Annotated in this window: 12 protein-coding genes and 1 riboswitch; of the genes, 10 read left to right on the top strand and 2 right to left on the bottom strand. The window is 45.2% G+C overall.

Annotated features, from left to right (window positions below; genetic code table 11):
* Positions 1–100 precede the first annotated feature (100 nt).
* Entirely contained in the window at positions 101–1,660 is a 1,560-nt protein-coding gene (locus QY97_RS08355; protein ID WP_039237556.1) for a fatty acid--CoA ligase family protein, read from the top strand.
* A gap of 159 nt (positions 1,661–1,819) precedes the next feature.
* The gene (locus tag QY97_RS08350) at positions 1,820–3,124 is read left to right on the top strand and encodes a M48 family metallopeptidase (protein ID WP_046128699.1); all 1,305 of its coding nucleotides are present in this window, start codon (positions 1,820–1,822) and stop codon (positions 3,122–3,124) included.
* Positions 3,125–3,255: 131 nt separating this feature from the next.
* Here the strand turns inward: QY97_RS08350 and QY97_RS08345 are convergent, their stop codons facing one another.
* The gene (locus QY97_RS08345) at positions 3,256–3,486 is read right to left on the bottom strand and encodes an IDEAL domain-containing protein (RefSeq protein ID WP_039237554.1); all 231 of its coding nucleotides are present in this window, start codon (positions 3,484–3,486) and stop codon (positions 3,256–3,258) included.
* Between the two features lie 212 nt (positions 3,487–3,698).
* Between QY97_RS08345 and QY97_RS08340 the strand changes: the two genes are divergently transcribed.
* The 7 genes from QY97_RS08340 (at position 3,699) to QY97_RS08310 (ending at position 16,031) form a co-directional block, all read left to right on the top strand.
* Positions 3,699–4,307 (top strand): TVP38/TMEM64 family protein, encoded by a 609-nt coding sequence (locus QY97_RS08340; RefSeq protein WP_039237553.1) that lies wholly within the window; start codon positions 3,699–3,701, stop codon positions 4,305–4,307.
* Between the two features lie 115 nt (positions 4,308–4,422).
* On the top strand, positions 4,423–7,908 hold the full coding sequence (gene addB / locus QY97_RS08335) for a helicase-exonuclease AddAB subunit AddB (RefSeq protein WP_039237551.1): 3,486 nt from the start codon (positions 4,423–4,425) through the stop codon (positions 7,906–7,908).
* Positions 7,901–11,608, top strand: coding sequence for a helicase-exonuclease AddAB subunit AddA (gene addA, locus QY97_RS08330; RefSeq protein WP_039237549.1), 3,708 nt, complete (start codon positions 7,901–7,903; stop codon positions 11,606–11,608). Before addB ends, addA begins: the two co-directional genes overlap by 8 nt.
* Positions 11,609–11,747: 139 nt before the next feature.
* Positions 11,748–12,974: a DUF418 domain-containing protein gene (locus QY97_RS08325; RefSeq protein ID WP_232506267.1), complete on the top strand. Its 1,227-nt coding sequence runs from the start codon at positions 11,748–11,750 to the stop codon at positions 12,972–12,974.
* A 16-nt stretch (positions 12,975–12,990) separates the two neighbouring features.
* On the top strand, positions 12,991–13,890 hold the full coding sequence (locus QY97_RS08320; RefSeq protein ID WP_039237592.1) for a fumarylacetoacetate hydrolase family protein: 900 nt from the start codon (positions 12,991–12,993) through the stop codon (positions 13,888–13,890).
* Positions 13,891–13,963: 73 nt separating this feature from the next.
* Positions 13,964–14,329, top strand: coding sequence for a YisL family protein (locus tag QY97_RS08315; protein ID WP_039237547.1), 366 nt, complete (start codon positions 13,964–13,966; stop codon positions 14,327–14,329).
* Between the two features lie 199 nt (positions 14,330–14,528).
* Positions 14,529–16,031, top strand: a complete 1,503-nt coding sequence (locus QY97_RS08310) for an alpha-amylase family glycosyl hydrolase (protein WP_039237545.1) — start codon at positions 14,529–14,531, stop codon at positions 16,029–16,031.
* A 52-nt stretch (positions 16,032–16,083) separates the two neighbouring features.
* On the opposite strand, the gene QY97_RS08305 is transcribed toward QY97_RS08310, so the two are convergent.
* The gene (locus QY97_RS08305; RefSeq protein ID WP_039237543.1) at positions 16,084–16,950 is read right to left on the bottom strand and encodes an SDR family oxidoreductase; all 867 of its coding nucleotides are present in this window, start codon (positions 16,948–16,950) and stop codon (positions 16,084–16,086) included.
* A 223-nt stretch (positions 16,951–17,173) separates the two neighbouring features.
* Positions 17,174–17,362: riboswitch (cobalamin riboswitch) on the top strand.
* A 147-nt stretch (positions 17,363–17,509) separates the two neighbouring features.
* On the opposite strand from QY97_RS08305, the gene QY97_RS08300 reads away from it, so the two are divergent.
* Positions 17,510–17,872 (top strand): (2Fe-2S) ferredoxin domain-containing protein, encoded by a 363-nt coding sequence (locus tag QY97_RS08300; RefSeq protein WP_039237541.1) that lies wholly within the window; start codon positions 17,510–17,512, stop codon positions 17,870–17,872.

The raw sequence follows: 17,872 nt of genomic DNA, 5'->3' as shown, positions 1-17,872 counted from the left end.
TGAGCAGTTCTTTTTGTTTATTCTTGATAAGTCAGAAAATTTAAACTATAATAACAGAGAAAATGAATGGTTGTTCATTCATCAAGGGAGGGGGAATAGGATGAACTTATCAAAGGCGTTAGAGACAGCAGTTGTTGAATCCGGGGAAAAGGCCGCTTATTATTTTATTGGTCAGACAGCAACCTATGAAGAGCTGAACGAATCAGTCAATCAGTTTGCAGCAGGTTTGAGGGAAATTGGAATTGGACAAGGAGACCATTTAGCCTTAATAGCCGGAAACTCTCCGCACTTTATCATTTCTCTTTATGGAGCTATGAGGGCGGGGGTAACTGTTATACCGATTAACCCGGTCTATTCGTCCGAAGAAGTCAGTTATATTGTGGAAAACAGTCATGCCAAGGCGGTAGTATTGCCGGATGTGCTGGCGCCTATGGCTGAGCGCCTATGTAGGACTCTTCCTGCTGTAGAACATTATATTGTCTTTGAGACGATGGAGGAGAAAGTGGAAGGGTCGCAAGCCTGGCAGCCTGCCTTTTATCAAAAGGTGAAAACGTTTTCTGATTTGCTGCAAACAGCCAGGCTGCCGTTTGACCCGCCTCCTATACAAGAAGAGCAAACAGCCGTTATTCTGTATACATCAGGTACAACCGGAAAGCCGAAGGGAGCTATGCTTACCCATAAAAACCTTTACTCTAATGCCAGAGATATTGGTACGTATTTGCAGTTTAGCAAAGAAGATAGCGTCATCACCGTTCTTCCCATGTTCCATGTATTTTGTTTAAGCGTCTGCTTGAATGCTTCAATTATTAAAGGCGCAACAATGATTATATCCCCGAAGTTCAGTCCTAAAGAAGTATTTGCTTTATCGAAGGAATATAAAGCAACTGTTTTTGCAGGTGTTCCGACCATGTATAACTTCCTGCTTCAGTCTCCTGAAGGCAGACCTGAGGATTTAGCTTCTCTGCGTCTGTGTATTTCAGGCGGTGCTTCTATGCCAGTTGCCTTGCTTGAAAACTTTGAGAAGAAATTCAGCGTAAGAATCTCAGAAGGATACGGATTATCAGAGGCTAGCCCGGTGACGGCTTTCAACCCATTAGATCGGCCGAGAAAGCCGGGATCAATTGGGCGGTCCATTATTAATGTTCAGAATAAAGTGGTGAATGCGGAAGGGGCTGAGCTGCCTCCAGGCGAAGTGGGCGAGTTAATTGTTAAGGGTCCGAATGTTATGAAAGGCTATTATAAGCAGCCAGAGGAAACCACATCTGTATTGAAGGACGGATGGCTGTATACGGGAGACTTAGCCAGGATGGATGAGGAGGGATATTTCTACATCGTTGACCGCAAGAAGGATCTCATTATCGTAGGAGGCTACAATGTATATCCGCGTGAGGTGGAGGAGGTTCTCTATAGCCATCCTGATATCGTAGAAGCAGCCGTACTTGGCGTGCCTGATGCTGAATATGGAGAAGCGGTGCTTGCTTTCGTCGTTTCAAAGAATGACCGGCTTTCCAGCAGGGAGGTGAGGGCGTACTGTGAAAGCAGACTTGCCCAATACAAGCAGCCTAAAGAGATTGAGCTTTTGGAGGAGCTTCCAAAAAATGCAACCGGAAAAATTCTGAGAAGAGCCTTGAGGGAGCAGGTTCTGCCTAACCGAAGTTAATAGTATAGGAGAAAGTCCTGCTAGGCATTGGCGGGGCTTTTTTTATGCAAGCATCTGACAGATGACATTAGAAAGAAACAATTGACGCATAATCATGTTCTAATTGAATTGGCTGCTGATTACATATAATAGAGGAACAAGAAAGGAGTGAGACAGGCAGTGAAGAAATGGGTTGCGTTTGCTCTGCTTGGATACGTGCTGTTTGCTTTTGCTGCTTATTATTATCTATACGTAATGGCAGCAGGAGACATCCTGGAAATTTACAAAGGAACAAGCGCTGATCCGGATATGTTCTTAAGCCAGGCAGATCAAGCATTAAGTAAAGATTATTCAACAGTGAAAAACTTTCTCTTCTTCCTTAGTGTCCCCTTTGAGTGGCTGGTCTATTTTTTGATTCTTGTATTCGGAATCTCCCGGAAATTTGAGGACTGGTCAAAGCAAACCGCTAGATTTTCTTTTCTTCAAACGGCTGTGTATCTGTTCTATTTGTCACTTCTTACTTTTCTATTAGCCTTTCCATTCCAATACATGAGCTATCATTTTTCAAAGGCTTATCACATTTCTGCCCAGCCTTTTCCACAATGGATGAAGGGTGAGCTGATGGATTTCTGGATCAGCTATTTAATTATGACCGTTCTTGTGGCCGCATTGTATGGGTTGATGAAGAAGTTCCAGAAAAGGTGGTGGCTGGCCGCTTGGGCATTGTTCGTTCCATTCACTGTCTTTTTAATGTACGTACAGCCAGTCGTCATTGATCCGCTTTATAATGAGTTTTCTACGTTAAAGAATAAAGAGCTTGAAGCAGAAATTCTTGAACTGGCGGCTCAAGCAAACATTCCGGCTGAACACGTATACGAGGTAGATAAATCGAAGGAGACGAATGCACTCAATGCATACGTAACAGGCATTGGTGATAACGCCCGGATTGTTTTGTGGGATACAACATTAAACAAGCTTAATGAAGAGGAAATTCTATTCGTAATGGCACATGAGATGGCGCACTATGTAAAGAAACATATTTATATTGGAATCGGCAGCTATCTTCTTCTTGCCTTTTTTGGATTCTGGTTAGCGGCTAAATGGATGGAGAGAATCATTCATAAACACGGTGAAAATCTTCAGATTGACAGACTATCACAACTGAGAACCTTGCCGCTTTTGCTGCTCGTCCTGTCCATGCTGTCGTTTGCCGCAAGTCCGCTCTCTAATGCTTTTTCCCGCTTTGAAGAGAGACAGGCAGATGCTTATGCTATTGAACTAACCCAAAATAAAGAAGCTGCTGTCAGTGCTTTTCAAAAGCTGGCAAAGGAAGGGCTGTCCGAGGTCCAGCCGCCTCTGTTAGTAAAAGTTTTCCGCTACGGGCATCCTGCTATGTCAGAGCGGATTTATACGATTGAAACCTATCCTTTAGAAACGGAAAAGAAAGAGTGGGGAAAGGTGGACACTCAAAAAAGCCAGAACTAACCCATAAGTACATGACACTTCGTTATAAAGAAGTGTCATGTACTTCATTTGAGTCAGCCCCTAATTATAATTGCCTCGTCGGCTCAAGAGGAGTTTAGTATAAAAGAGGATGAACTTTTAAAGAAGAAAAATTATGCCTTGAACTTTTTCTCTAATTCGTTCAGCTTGCTTGATAGTTCAATGAAAGATTTGCGGTTGCCTTCATCCAGCGCCTGGTCAATTGACTTCATAAGTTTTTGTCTTTCTTGGTTAAATAGAATTTCGTTCAGCAAATTATCAATGTAGGCGGATGTAGCACTTTTCTTTTTCTCACGCGGCATCGGGGACTTCATCATTTCAGCAAAATAATTGTTATTTTCCATTTTCATCACCTCAGATACCTTTTTCTTATTATATGTGATACCCAGAAACTTATCAATAGAAACTTTTAAAACTTTCTAAAAATTTATTTTTTTATAAATAGGCTTTTCTTCTTTGGTAGTAAATCTCTGTGATTAGGATTACAGATTTTATTTGTGATAAAATAATTAAGAAGTAAGACACGTGAAGGGGAAAAGGAAAACAGGTGAATGGTATGGATGTTAAGGAATGGCTAACGTTAGAGAATATTATGGAGATTTTGGAAAGGTATGAATCATTCGGGCCAATCCCCGGATTTTTTTTGCCTATGCTCGAGGCCTTTTTGCCGTTTCTGCCACTATTCGTGTTCGTTATGGCGAATGCGGGAGCGTTTGGGCTGTGGTTCGGATTTTTATTATCATGGTCAGGAGCGGTGGCAGGAGCTTTCCTTGTTTTTTTTCTCGTCCGAACATATGGACAGCGGAAGATATTATCGTTTCTACAGCGGCACCGCCAAGTAAAGAAATTGATGAATTGGGTGGATCGCCACGGTTTTGGGCCGGTGTTTCTTCTCCTCTGTTTTCCTTTTACCCCTTCAGCGGTAGTTAATATTGTAGCCGGCTTATCAAATATCAGTACCGGACAATACTTGCTGGCGGTTATGTCAGGGAAAGCGGTGATGATCTTCACGATCAGCTTTATCGGATATGATGTAGGGGCTTTATTTAGAGAGCCGGCAAGAACTGCTGTCGTTATTGCCGTCATTGCTGTTCTCTGGTTCGTTGGTAAGCAAATTGAAGCTCGGCTGGACACAAAGGACCACAAGGAAAGAGAAAGAGGTTAGAAAGCAGCTGCAGCTGCTTTTTTTATGCAGGTGACAGAACGTATGATCTGTATTATAGTAAAAGGATAAATAATGAGCTGTCAGTAACTGTGCAAACTTTATTGGAGGGAAAAGGATGTCTGTTCAATTTATTATTGGCCGGTCAGGAACCGGCAAGACAAAACGGCTGCTTGATGAAATAAAAAGCAAGGTGAAAGAAAGTCCAATCGGCGACCCTATCATTTACCTTGTACCGGAACAGATGACATTTCTATCTGAATATACGCTGGCATCTGATGAGGGGATCGGAGGCATGATCCGGGCGCAGGTGTACAGTTTTACCCGTCTTGCCTGGCGGGTGCTTCAGGAAACGGGCGGCATGAGCCGTCAGCACATTTCCTCTGCGGGTTTGAATATGCTGATCCGCAAGATTATCGAGGACAAAAGGGATGACCTTCATATCTTTGCGGGAGCTGCCGATAAAAACGGATTTATCAGTCATGTGGAAAGCATGCTGACGGAATTTAAGCGACATTGTATTACACCGGAGGAGCTGGAGGAAAAGCGTGAGGAACTGGTGCAAGCTGGTGCCTCGAGAGCCCTAAATGACAAGCTTCACGATCTCCAGACGATTTATGCTGATTTTGAAGAGGCATTAGTCGGCAAGTATGTGGATTCGGAAGATTACTTGCGCCTGTTGACGGAAGCTGCTGCTGTTTCTTCTTATATCGAGCGGGCAGAGGTATACGTGGATGGCTTCCATAGCTTTACTCCTCAGGAATACCTGGTACTCCAGCAATTAATGAAGCGGGCAAAGAAGGTGACCGTTGCCCTTACTGTAGATGCTCCGTATCGGACAGCGCCGCCAGAGGATACATATTTGTTCCGCTTGACGGGTAATACGTATTCCACTGTATACGAAATAGCAAAGGAAAGCGGCATACAAGTAGAAGAAGACGTGGTGCTAACAGAGTCAGTGCGCTATAAAAATAAAAGTATGGCTCATTTGGAAGCATACTTTGACCGCCGTCCGCCTTTTGCTTTAGAGCCTTCTGAAAATCTTCAGCTTGTTCAAGCGGCAAGCCGAAGAGCGGAAATAGAAGGCGTAGCAAGAGAAATCCGCCGACTTGCACGAGAGGAAGGGCGCCGTTTTAAACAGATGGCTGTGCTTGTCCGTAATGGGAAAGATTATCAACAGCTGATTGAGACGATTTTCGGAGATTACGATATTCCTTTCTTTATTGACCAAAAGCGGCCGATGATGAATCATCCTCTTATCGAGCTCATCCGCTCTACCCTCGACGTAATTAGCAGCAACTGGCGGTACGAATCGGTCTTTCGCGCGGTAAAGACAGATCTGCTGTTTCCGATGGAAGCGGACTGGCATGTGCTCCGTGAGAAAATGGACCGCCTTGAAAATTATGTTCTTGCTTACGGGATAAAGGGCAGCCGCTGGACAGAGAAAGAAAACTGGCATTATCGCCGGTACCGGGGGCTTGAAAACATCAATAGCGTACAGACGGATGAAGAACGGGCAATAGAGGAAGAGCTCAATGAGGTCAGGCGGCTCGTAGCGGGACCGATCTCCAGATTTGAGAGCAGGCTCAAACGGGCAAAAACTACACAAGAATACGCAAAGGCCCTCTATTTATATTTAGAAGAACTGGCTATTCCGGAGAAGCTCGAAGTATTCAGCCGGGAAGCAGAAGAAAGAGAAGACTTAGTCACCGCAAGGGAACATAACCAGGCATGGAATGCAGTTATGGAGCTGCTTGATCAGTATGTGGAGGTGCTTGGGGAGGAAACGATGCCCTTGCGGAAGTTTGCCTCTGTTATGGATGCAGGGTTAGAGGCCATGCAATTTGCAATTGTGCCGCCGGCTGCTGATCAAGTGACAGTAGCAAACCTGGAGCTTTCTCGACTCAGTGAGATGGAAGCTATTTTCCTCGTTGGTGCCAATGATGGTATCTTGCCGGCAAAGCAGAATGAGGATGGTGTGCTAGCTGATGAAGACCGCGAGACGTTGCTTCAAAGCGGCATGAAGCTTGCTCTGAGCAGCAAACAGAGGATGCTGGATGAAGAATTTACAGCTTACCTGGCATTTACTGCTTCATCCAACCGTCTGTACATCTCTTATCCAATTGTTGATGACGAAGGAAAGGCCCTGCTGCCTTCTTTATATATCAAGAGAATGAAGGAACTATTCCCGGCTATTGAAGAAAGAATGCTTGCGAATGAACCTTCAGGCTTGCAGGAGGAGGAGCAGCTGCAGTATGTTTGTCACCCGGCTCCAACGCTGTCTTATTTAGCTTCGCAGCTCCAGTTAAAACAGCAGAATTATCCGATATATGATTTTTGGCAGGATGTTTATAATTTCTATATGGACAGGCCGGATCAAAAAGAGAAAGCTAGGAAAGTATTATCTAGCCTGTTTTATAAAAATGAGGCCGAGCCGCTTGATGAAGCAACAAGTGCTCAGTTATACGGCGATCATATCATGGCTAGTGTAACGAGAATGGAGCTGTTTAATAGCTGTCCATTTTCTCACTTTGTGAGGCATGGACTGAAGCTTCGGGAAAGAGAGGTTTACCGCCTGCAGGCGCCAGATATTGGAGACCTGTTCCATGGAGCGCTGAAGTGGATTGCTGATGAGGTAGCCAGGAGGGGGCTGAGCTGGGCAAGCTTGACAAGAGCAGAGTGCCAGGCATTGGCACGCGAGGCGGTAAAGCAGCTGGCTCCCCGCTTGCAAAACGAAATTCTGCTTAGCTCGAATCGTCACTTATATCTTGGCCGGAAGCTCGAGCAAATTATTGAGCGGGCCTCTTATGCGCTGAGCGATCAAGCGAAAGCAAGCGGCTTCTCACCTTTAGGTCTCGAGCTTGGCTTTGGTCCGGGAGAGAAGCTGCCTCCGCTGGCCTTTACGTTGAAAAATGGTGCGAAAATGGCGCTGGCTGGCCGAATTGACAGGGTCGATCAGGCAAAAGGCGAGGAAGGAGTCTATTTACGGGTGATTGATTATAAATCAAGCAGCCGGGATTTAGATATAACAGAAGTGTACTACGGAGTGGCGCTTCAAATGCTCACGTATCTGGATATTATCCTAACCTACTCGCCTCAGCTGATTGGAACGGAAGCTCAGCCGGCAGGTGTTTTGTATTTCCATGTTCATAATCCTCTGATCAAAACGAACAAAATTATGACACTTGAAGAAATTGAACGGGAATTATTCAGGCAGTTTAAGATGAAAGGCCTCGTCTTAGGAGAAGAAGAAGCGCTTCACTTAATGGATGAGAACATAACAACAGGCTCTTCCGACATTATCCCAGCTGAATTGAAGCGTGATGGCACGATTAGTTCAAGATCTCGAACAGCGGACCGGCGAGTATTTACGGGAATGAGAAAACATATTCGCCGCCTGTACCAGCGGTCAGGAGATGAAATTGTAGGCGGAAATGTTGAGATCGCCCCTTATCAATATAAAAAGCATACGCCATGCGCATTCTGTTCGTACCGGTCCATCTGCCAATTTGATGATTCACTCGAGGAAAACAATTACCGGCTGATCTTGCCGGAGAAAGAACTGATAAAGAAATTAGCGGAGGAGGGGGACAAAAATGAATAAGCTGATCATTCCTGAAAAGCCCAGCGATGTTTCTTGGACGGACGACCAGTGGAAAGCGATAAACGCCAGCGGAAGAGATATCCTGGTTGCAGCAGCGGCAGGCTCTGGAAAGACCGCTGTGCTGGTCGAGCGGATCATTCGAAAAATAACGAGTAAAGAAGATCCCGTTAATATTGATGAACTGTTAATCGTAACATTCACGAATGCCGCGGCAGCGGAAATGCGTCAGCGGATCGGGAGTGCATTGGAAGGAGCCATGGACGAAGATCCTGCCTCCCCGCATTTGCGGCGTCAAGGTACATTATTAAACAAAGCCCATATTTCAACGCTTCATTCGTTCTGTCTTGAAGTAGTGCGCAAATATTATTATTTAATTGATGTAGATCCTGCATTTAGAATTGGAGACCAGGCAGAGTTGCTGCTTCTTCGAGATGAAGTGCTTGATGACTTTCTAGAAGAAGAGTATGGGAAAGAAAATAATGAAGAGTTCTATCGTCTTGTTGATACATTTTCTGGTGATCGAAGTGATGAAGAGCTGCAAACAATTATAACTGAACTGTATAAGTTTGCTCGTGCCCACCCAGAGCCGGACCGCTGGCTTCGTGAATTGTCTCAGCTATATGACGTCAAGGAGGGAGAGGACAGCATTGATGGACTTCCCTTCATCCAGACGCTGAAATCGTATATAGACTTACAATTAGAAGCTGCTGAAGCGATGCTTGGAGAATGTTTGAATATGGTGCATCTTCCGGGAGGACCGGCACCGAGAGAAGAAATGTTTCGCCGGGAAAAGGAAATGATTCATCGTCTGCGTGAATCGCTTTCTTCATGGAATCATCTGTATGAAGAGATGCAGGCCGTTCACTTTCCTACACTCAAAGGCTACAAGGGTGATGAGTATGATCCTGAACTAAAGGAACGTTCTAAAGAGCTGCGCACAGAAGCGAAAGATATTGTACTGAAGCTGCAGAAAGAATACTTTGCCCATAAGCCGGACATCTATGTTAGAAATATGGAAGAAATGCATGAAGTGATTGATGCATTGGCTCGTCTCGTGCAGCGTTTTACGGATCGGTTTCAAGCGGCCAAGAGAGAGAAAGGGCTTGTCGACTTCAGTGATTTAGAGCACTTCACGCTGGACATTCTAACGAATGAGGAAGGCGGCCCTTCGGAGGCGGCATCAGCTTATAGGCAGCAGTTTAAGGAAATTTTCTTAGATGAATATCAAGATTTTAATATTGTTCAAGAATCTATTATTCAGTTGTTAAAAACAGGGAACGAGGACAATGGGAACGTATTTATGGTTGGGGATGTAAAACAAAGCATTTACCGTTTTCGCCTGGCAGAGCCGAATCTATTTTTAGAGAAATATAGACGCTTTTCTGCTGATGGGGAGGCGAACGGACTGCGTATTGACCTGTCTCAGAACTTCCGAAGCCGGATGGAAGTGCTAGCGGGCACCAACTTCTTGTTTAAGCAGATCATGGATAAAGAAATAGGGGAGATTGATTATGACAAACAGGCGGAGCTGGTTCTCGGGGCTGATTATCCAGCGGAGAAGCCTTTCCCTATTGAGGTAGCGCTGATTGACAAGGAAAAGACAAGAGCTTCTGATGAAGCTGTCGTAGAGGATATTAAGGAATCAGAGCTTGAAGCGAGATGGATGGCTATGAAAATTAAAGAGCTGATTGATTCACGCTACCCGGTCTATGATTCAAAGAAGAAGATGGAACGGCCGATACAGTACCGTGACATCGTTATTTTGATGCGTTCCATGTCATGGGCAGGAGCCATCAAGGAGGAGTTTAAGCGGGCCGGCATTCCAATCTATGCAAAAGCAGGGGACGGTTACTTTCAGGCGGTAGAAGTGGCGATCATGATTTCCTTACTAAAGGTGATCGATAACCCCTATCAAGATATTCCGCTTGTGTCGGTCTTGCGTTCACCAATCGTTGACTGTACAGAGAATGATTTGGCTGTTATTCGAACAGCTGCCAAGTCGGGAGCCTATTATGAGGCGATCCAGGTGTTTGTTTCGGCTCGCCCAGCTCCTCAGCATGAAGAACTGCATGAGAGGGTCAGCAAGTTTCTTGAAAAGCTGTCCGAATGGCGTGCCCTTGGCCGGCACGGTGCTTTATCAGCGCTTGTGTGGCAGCTATACCGCGATACGAACTTCTATGATTTTGTTGGAGGAATGCCAGGAGGAAAGCAGCGGCAGGCCAACCTGCGTGCATTATATGACCGGGCCAGACAGTATGAGGAAACATCTTTTAGAGGATTGTTCCGTTTTCTTCGCTTTATTGAACGAATGCAAGAACGCGGCGAGGATTTAGGTGAGGCCGGCGCATTAAGCGAGCAGGAGGATGTAATCCGTTTGATGACCATCCATGCTTCAAAAGGGCTGGAGTTTCCAGTTGTCTTCGTTGCAGGCTTAAGCCGTTCCTTTAATAGAACGGACTTAACGAAGGATTATTTGCTGGACAAGGAAATGGGGATCGGGGCGAAGTATATCAACCCGGAGAAGAGAATCAGTTATCCTTCCCTGCCTCAGCTGGCGCTAAAGCAAAAGAAAAGGATGGAGCTTCTGGCCGAAGAAATGCGGGTGCTTTATGTTGCTTTAACAAGAGCGAAAGAAAAGCTGTTCCTGCTTGGTTCTGTGAAGGAGGCAGAGAAGCAGTTCGACAGGTGGCGGAAATCAGCAGAAAGCGATCAATGGCTGCTGAATAAAGCGATGAGAGCATCTGCCTCTTCTTATCTAGGCTGGATTGGTCCTGCTCTTGTGCGTCACTTAGACTTTATTGAACCTGATGCTGGTCTTATTCCTGCAAGCTTATCTGAACATCCATCAAGATGGAGTGTTCAGACCATTCCAGCAGACACCTTGCAGCAGACAGAGCAAGAGGTGGAAGACAAGGCTGATTGGCTCAAGAGAGTAGAGGCTTTTGAGCCAGTGCCTTCTGCTTCTCGATTTAAAGAAGAAATTGATGAGCGAATGAGCTGGAGATACAGACATAAAGCGGCTACGCATTTGCGTTCAAAACAATCTGTCTCTGACTTAAAGCGGATGAACGATATTTTTAACGAAGGGGCTAGTACCGATTTGTCCCATTCTTATCAACGGCCTATTTTCAAGCGCCCAAGGTTTATGCAGGAAACATCCTTAACACCGGCAGAGGCGGGTACTGCTCTTCACACGGTTATGCAGCACGTTTCACTTGATCAATCGCCCGAGGCTGGAGGGATTGAGCAGTTAGTGAGAGAGCTCGTTGCCCGTGAGCTGCTGACAGAAGATCAAGCAGCTGTTATTGAGCCGGAGAAAGTTCTCTCTTTCTTTCAGACCGAGATTGGACAGCTGCTCCTGAAGGCCGATCATGTATACAGAGAAGTCCCATTCAATATGGGGATGAAAGCAAGTGAGCTTCATTCTGACTGGCAGGGAACCGAAGAGACAGTGCTCGTTCAGGGAGTAATTGATTGCTTGATTGAAAAGGATGGAAAGCTGTATCTGCTAGACTATAAAACAGACCGGATTACGGGGCGCTTCTCGGGAGGAGCAAAGCAAGCTCTTCCTGTTCTTGAAAAGCGTTATCGTCTGCAAGTCAGTCTGTACGCTAAGGCGGTTGAACAGATTTGGAAGAGGAAAGTAGATGGCAAGTTCCTTTTCTTCTTTGATGGTTCGCATGTACTGCCAATAGATTAATATAGATGGAGAAGGCTGACCGAAAAGCTGCAGCAAGCTGACTTTTCGGTCAGCTTTTTTATTTTTAGCTGAAAGACGGTGCTGTGATTCTGTTAATAGAGTCGCTATTAATGATATGATAAAAAGGAGCAAGCACAATATGACAGAAGGGAGCAAGCATGGAGAGGAGAGAACAGCAGGTATGCAAGTAACCCCGTTAAAACAGGAAGAGCGCCTGATCACATTAGACAGTTTAAGAGGATTGGCGCTTTTAGGGATTTTTTTAGTAAACATGATTTCCTTTCATTCCCCTTACATATACTACAATCCGTTTGAATGGTGGGAAGGAGCAAGCGATCGCTGGCACTTTAGCTGGATTGACCTATTCATCCAAGCAAGTTTTTATCCGCTGTTTGCGATGATGTTCGGTTTTGGAGCTGCTATGCAGGCTGAACATGCTGCTCGGAGAGGCCAATCTTATACAGGTATTGGCATCCGTCGCTTTTCGTTCTTAATGATTCTTGGCCTTGTTCATGCTTTCCTCATTTGGTCAGGGGACATTTTATTCAGCTATGCATTGTTTGGCTTTTTGCTGCTGCTGTTTATGCGGCTTTCCGGAAGGATGCTAGTGGTTCTTGGCAGCTTGCTGCTGTTTATACCAGGCGTGTTTCTTGGCGTGCTGCTGGTGCTTATGTCTTTAGTGGACCCGCTTAGCACCTCCCACTGGACAGATATCGGTGGGGTTGAGCGTTCAATGGCTGCATATGGAAGCGGCACATTTGGAGAAGTAACAGCCCAGAGGATCGTTGACTGGCTGACAATCAATGGATTAGGCGTTATTTGGACACAGCTGATCTCAATCTTTCCGCTTTTCCTTATTGGGGCCGGAGCACAGAAGCTTCAAGTATTCTCTAGATGGCAAAAACGTCCGTCTCTTGCTTGGTTTGTATTCGCCAGCTTCTTCACGGCAGGCATTATTTTAAAAGCGCTTCCTTATGTCATCGAGGCAAACCTCGCTTATACATTTGTACAGGACTCTGTAGGCGGACCGCTTCTAGCGATCGGTTATGCGGCCCTGATCATAGCAATTGGCTCATCCGCTCACGGTCAAACATTTTTAAAGCCGTTCGCATCAGCCGGAAGAATGTCACTGACCAATTATTTGCTGCAGTCTATTATCGGCACGCTCATCTTTTACCCTTATGGCTTAGGGCTGTACGGGCAGATTGAACTGTCGACAGGTGTATGGCTTGTTCTGGCCATCTTTGCTGCTCAGGTGATCGCTTCTGAACTTTGGCTGTCTAAATTTGAGCGGGGACCGATGGAACAGCTGTGGCGCTGGAGTACTTATGGACTTTGGAAGAAAGGGAGAAAAGAAAGCGAATAAGAAGGGAGAAAGAGGAATGAAATTAGTTAGCTATCGATTAAATGGTCAGGAAACATATGGGGTATATCAAGAACAGGAACAAAAGGTGTGGAGTTTGCCCGCCCTAGAAAAACAAGCGACAGGTCAACAAACACTGCCTGGTACGATGGCGGAAGCAATCGCCCTTGGCGGGAAGCTGGTGGCCCGCATTAACGAATGGTTCGAGCAGGCTGGTGAAAAGGGAGAGCAGACAGCTGTTTCTGCAGAGAGCGTGGAATGGCTGGCACCGATTCCGCGGCCGTTAAAGAATATCATGTGTGTCGGTAAGAATTACCGGGACCATGCGATTGAAATGGCGGGAGAAGCAAGCATCCCGACCGACATGATTGTGTTCACGAAATCACCAACATCAGTCATTGGAAATGAAGCACCTATCCCGGCTCATAGCGGCATTACGGAAGCGCTTGATTATGAAGGAGAGCTTGGTGTAATTATTGGCAAGCGTGGGAAAGGCATCTCTAGGGAAGAGGCGCTTGATTACATCTTTGGCTATACCATTATCAATGACGTTACTGCCCGTGATCTGCAGAAGCGCCATAAACAATTTTTCATTGGCAAAAGCCTAGACGGCACTTGTCCGATGGGGCCTTGGCTTGTAACGAAGGATGAAGTCGACAACCCGCATGCGCTGGATATCGAAACAAAGGTAAATGGAGAAACACGCCAGCAATCTAACACGGAACATTTTATTTTTCCTATTGATGAAATTATTTCGACGTTATCAGCAGGCATGACACTTGAGCCGGGTGACATTATCGCGACAGGTACGCCCGCCGGAGTTGGACAAGGTATGAAGCCGCCGCGCCATTTAAAGTCCGGTGATGTGGTGGAAATCAATATTGAACAAATTGGTACATTAACAAATAAGGTTCAATAATGACCGCCTAATCAGTTTCCTTCCTGCTGACCAAAATGATACTATTAAGAAGGAAAGTGGAAAGGAGGAGTATATGTTGGAAAGCTTATTTTTTGACAGCACCCACTTACATATTACAACTTGGGTTATAGCTATCGCTTTATTTTTCATTGCCTTAAGCAAATATTCAACAGGTCTTCACATGGCACTGAGATTATTCTATGTGCTCGTTTTAGTAACCGGTCTTTTATTGTTCATTCAGCATCACGGGATTGATGATATGATGTACGGCTTGAAGATGCTTGCCGGATTACTGACGATCGGCTTAATGGAGATGGTGCTTGTACGCAAGAAGAAAGGTAAAGAGATCAGCAAAGTGCTGGTTGGCGTGCTCGTGCTTTTAATCATCACTCTTTATTTAGGCTTCCGGTTGCCGGTAGGGATGAACTTCTTTGCTTAATAAACAGAAGAAAAAGCTGTCCTTTCGAGCGGGAAAGCCCGCTTATGGAACGGACAGCTTTTTATTTTGTTTTTTCATGAACTCGCTCTTATTCCGGTTATTGTAGATTTGTTGAACTTTCTTATTTGTGTTTGACGGCAGTCATAGAAAAGCGTAATCTTAAAAGCGGTATAATCACTTGAGACTGGGGGGGAGCGAAGTGAAAAGATTAGTATATTCGCTTGTCTTATTGTCAGTATTTCTTACATCTGTTTTCCCTGCCGATGCGGCTGAGAAGGAAGAGAGAAGCTGGCAAGATGAAACATTTTATTATGTAATGACCGACCGCTTCCATAACGGAAGCCGAGAAAACGATAAAGAGATTAATAATAACGATCCTCTCGCTTATCAGGGAGGCGACTTTGCAGGAATGATTGATAAATTGGATTACATAAAGGATATGGGGTTTACTTCTATCATTATAAGTCCAATCTTTGAGAATGCAGAGGGGGGCTATCACGGTTACTGGATTACAGATTTTTTCAAGACCGAGCCGCAGTTTGGGACAAAAGAGGAATTGAATGAGCTTGTCAAACAAGCGCATGACCGTGAGCTCAAGGTGCTCGTTGATTTTCCAATTGCGCAAATCAGTCCTTCCCATCCATGGACAGAAGAGGAAGGAAAAGCAGACTGGTTTGTATCCAAAGCAGCCAAGGCAGAAGAGGAATGGCTTGGAGAAACAGCTGTGCTTAATTTGGAGAACAGAGAAGTACAGGAGGAACTCATTCGTGCAGGAGAATGGTGGATAGACCAAGTGAATATTGATGGCTACTATTTAAGCCAAGCGAGTCAAGCACCTCTTTCGTTTCTTCAAGCCTTTTCTGAACAGGTGAAGTCACGGTATCCGGATGCTTTCCTAGTTGGCGAGGGCAGTGAAGGAACAGATATGGATGCTTATGAGGAGTCAGGGCTAGATGCCTTCATGAATATGGCGCTGTCCACTTCATTGCGCAGCCAATTCAAAAATGTCAACGAACCTTCAGGCAAGGCAGATGCCTTGTTGACAGAATCGCCGGACAGTAAGCAGCTTATGTCCGCGAACTTCTTAGATACAAATAAGACCGCCCGCTTTACGAAGGAAGCGGTAGAAGAGAATATGTTCCCAGGTACGCGCTGGATGCTTGGATTAACTTATCTGTATACTATCCCGGGTGTGCCGGTTGTCACATACGGCTCCGAAATTGCCCTTAATGGAGAAGAAGGAGTGGACAGCCATGGTCTCCTCAGCTTCAAGGAAGATGATGAGCTAATTAGCCACATTCAGGATATCGGCAGGTTACGCCAGGATCTTCCTGCCTTGACTCGAGGCACGTACGAGCCTATCTATAATGAAAACGGCATGGTGGTCTTTAAGAGAGAGTACCAGGATGAAACGATTATAGTAGCGATTAATAATACAGATGAGACACAGCAGGTGGCGATTCCAGCAGAGGAGCTGCACCGCAATAAAGAGCTGCGAGGCTTGCTGGCGGGAGGGCTGGTTCGTCCGCAGGAAGATCAATTTACGATTATTACTGACCGGGAGACCTCAGAAATCTATGCGCTGGCTGATAAAACCGGAGTGAACATTCCATTTATTACGGCGCTGGCCGCTGTTTATGTTATCTTTATAGCTTTCCTATATATTGTGTGGAAGCGAGGAAGGTCCGCTCGCTCTGATTAACGAAAAGAAGCCCTCAAGATTGGTCAATCTTGAGGGCTTCTTTTATGCTTTCTTAACCATTTACGACCGTTCCGCCATTTACATGAATCATTTGTCCAGACACATAGCTGGAGTCCTCGCTGGCAAGATAGACATATGCTGGTGCAAGTTCAGACGGTTGTCCTGCACGCTCCATTGGTGCATTCGCTCCAAATTTGGCTACATCTTGTTCTGAGAATGTAGATGGGATGAGCGGTGTCCAAATAGGACCGGGTGCCACACCGTTTACACGAATACCATCTTTTGCAAGAGACATGGCTAATGCACGAGTAAATGACACGATTGCTCCCTTTGTAGCGGAGTAATCAATCAGCTTCGGGTTCCCCTGGTAAGCTGTGATGGATGCTGTATTAATAATGCTGGCCCCTTTTTTCAAATGAGGTAGGGCTGCTTTTGCCATATAAATATAACCAAAAATATTTGTACGGAAGGTCTTCTCTACTTGTTCAGCTGTGATATCCAGGAGACTCTCCTGCGGGTGCTGCTCGCCGGCATTATTAACAAGCACATCGATTTGCCCGAAAGCATCTATTGTCTTCTGTACGACCTCTTTACAGAAATCCTCCGAGCCAAGATCACCAGCGATTAACAGGCATTGCTGGCCTTCCTGTTCAATCAATTTTTTCGTCTCTTCCGCATCCTCGTGCTCTTCTAAGTAGACGACTGCGACATCGGCCCCTTCTTTTGCGAAATAAACGGCTGTTGAGCGACCGATGCCGCTGTCTCCACCCGTAACAATCGCTTTCTTGCCATTTAATTTGCCGCTGCCTTTGTAATTGTCATTAATATGCTCGGGCAGGGGCTCCATCGGATCTATTCTGCCGGGCTGTACATCTTGATGCTGTTTCGGAAACGTTTGTTTTTGTTCTTGCTGACTCACATAATCACTCCTCAGAAGTTTTTCTAGAAGTATGTTTACCCGAACTGGTCTTTTTATTAAACAAGGAAATAAAAGTAACATTAACGACTAAGAAAAAATTCGTTTTTTCACAGTCTTCACGTAAAATAAAAAGAATTTTAATTTTCTATTTTCAATTGTCAAAAAATAGTTTATGATAGGGACAGTTTTTACTTAAGTAATAGATAAACATGTCAACTAACAATTGAATAACATATTTAAAAGTGCCTGATGCCTAATGGGCTAGGGATAATAGGGAAGTCGGTGCAAATCCGACGCAGCCCCCGCTACTGTGAAGCTGATGAAATTGTCAAAACCACTGGCTATAACGCCGGGAAGGGACAAGAGTAAGAGGAAGCTAAGCCAGGAGACCTGCTTTTAAATTTGATCGATACTCATTCGGAGGGAATGGTTGAAGCGATAAGTATATAAAGCAGTCTAATCGGCGCGAGCTTTATTATGTTCTCTGGCTTCTTTGAAACCTTAACTCTATGAGTTAAGGTTTTTTTATTTTCCCTGTCGTATAAGAAGGAGGAAGAAAATGACTACTTGGAATTTAAAAGGAACAGATACTCATTTACTGATCTGCAATGGAAGCAGCTGCATGAGAAAGGGAGGCGAAGAAGTCACGCAGGCCATTCGGGATGAAATCAGCCTGATTGGTGCGGATGATCGTATACACACGACGCGTACCCGCTGTAATGGCCGCTGTAAGGATGCATGCATTGTCATTGCTTATCCGCAGGGGATTTGGTATCACGTAAATTCACCTGAAGTAGGCCGTGAGATCGTACGCAACCTTCACCATCCAAGTCTGGATTCTCATAAAATTTATCAATTTGTGGAGGGGGAGATGATGCCACATCCCGCTGCGGCTGCTCCTGTAGGAATTTCAAAGAAGTAA

The organism is Bacillus thermotolerans (genome assembly GCF_000812025.2).
Classification (GTDB): Bacteria; Bacillota; Bacilli; order Bacillales; family Domibacillaceae; genus Quasibacillus; species Quasibacillus thermotolerans.
This window is presented reverse-complemented; position numbering and strand designations above follow the sequence as displayed.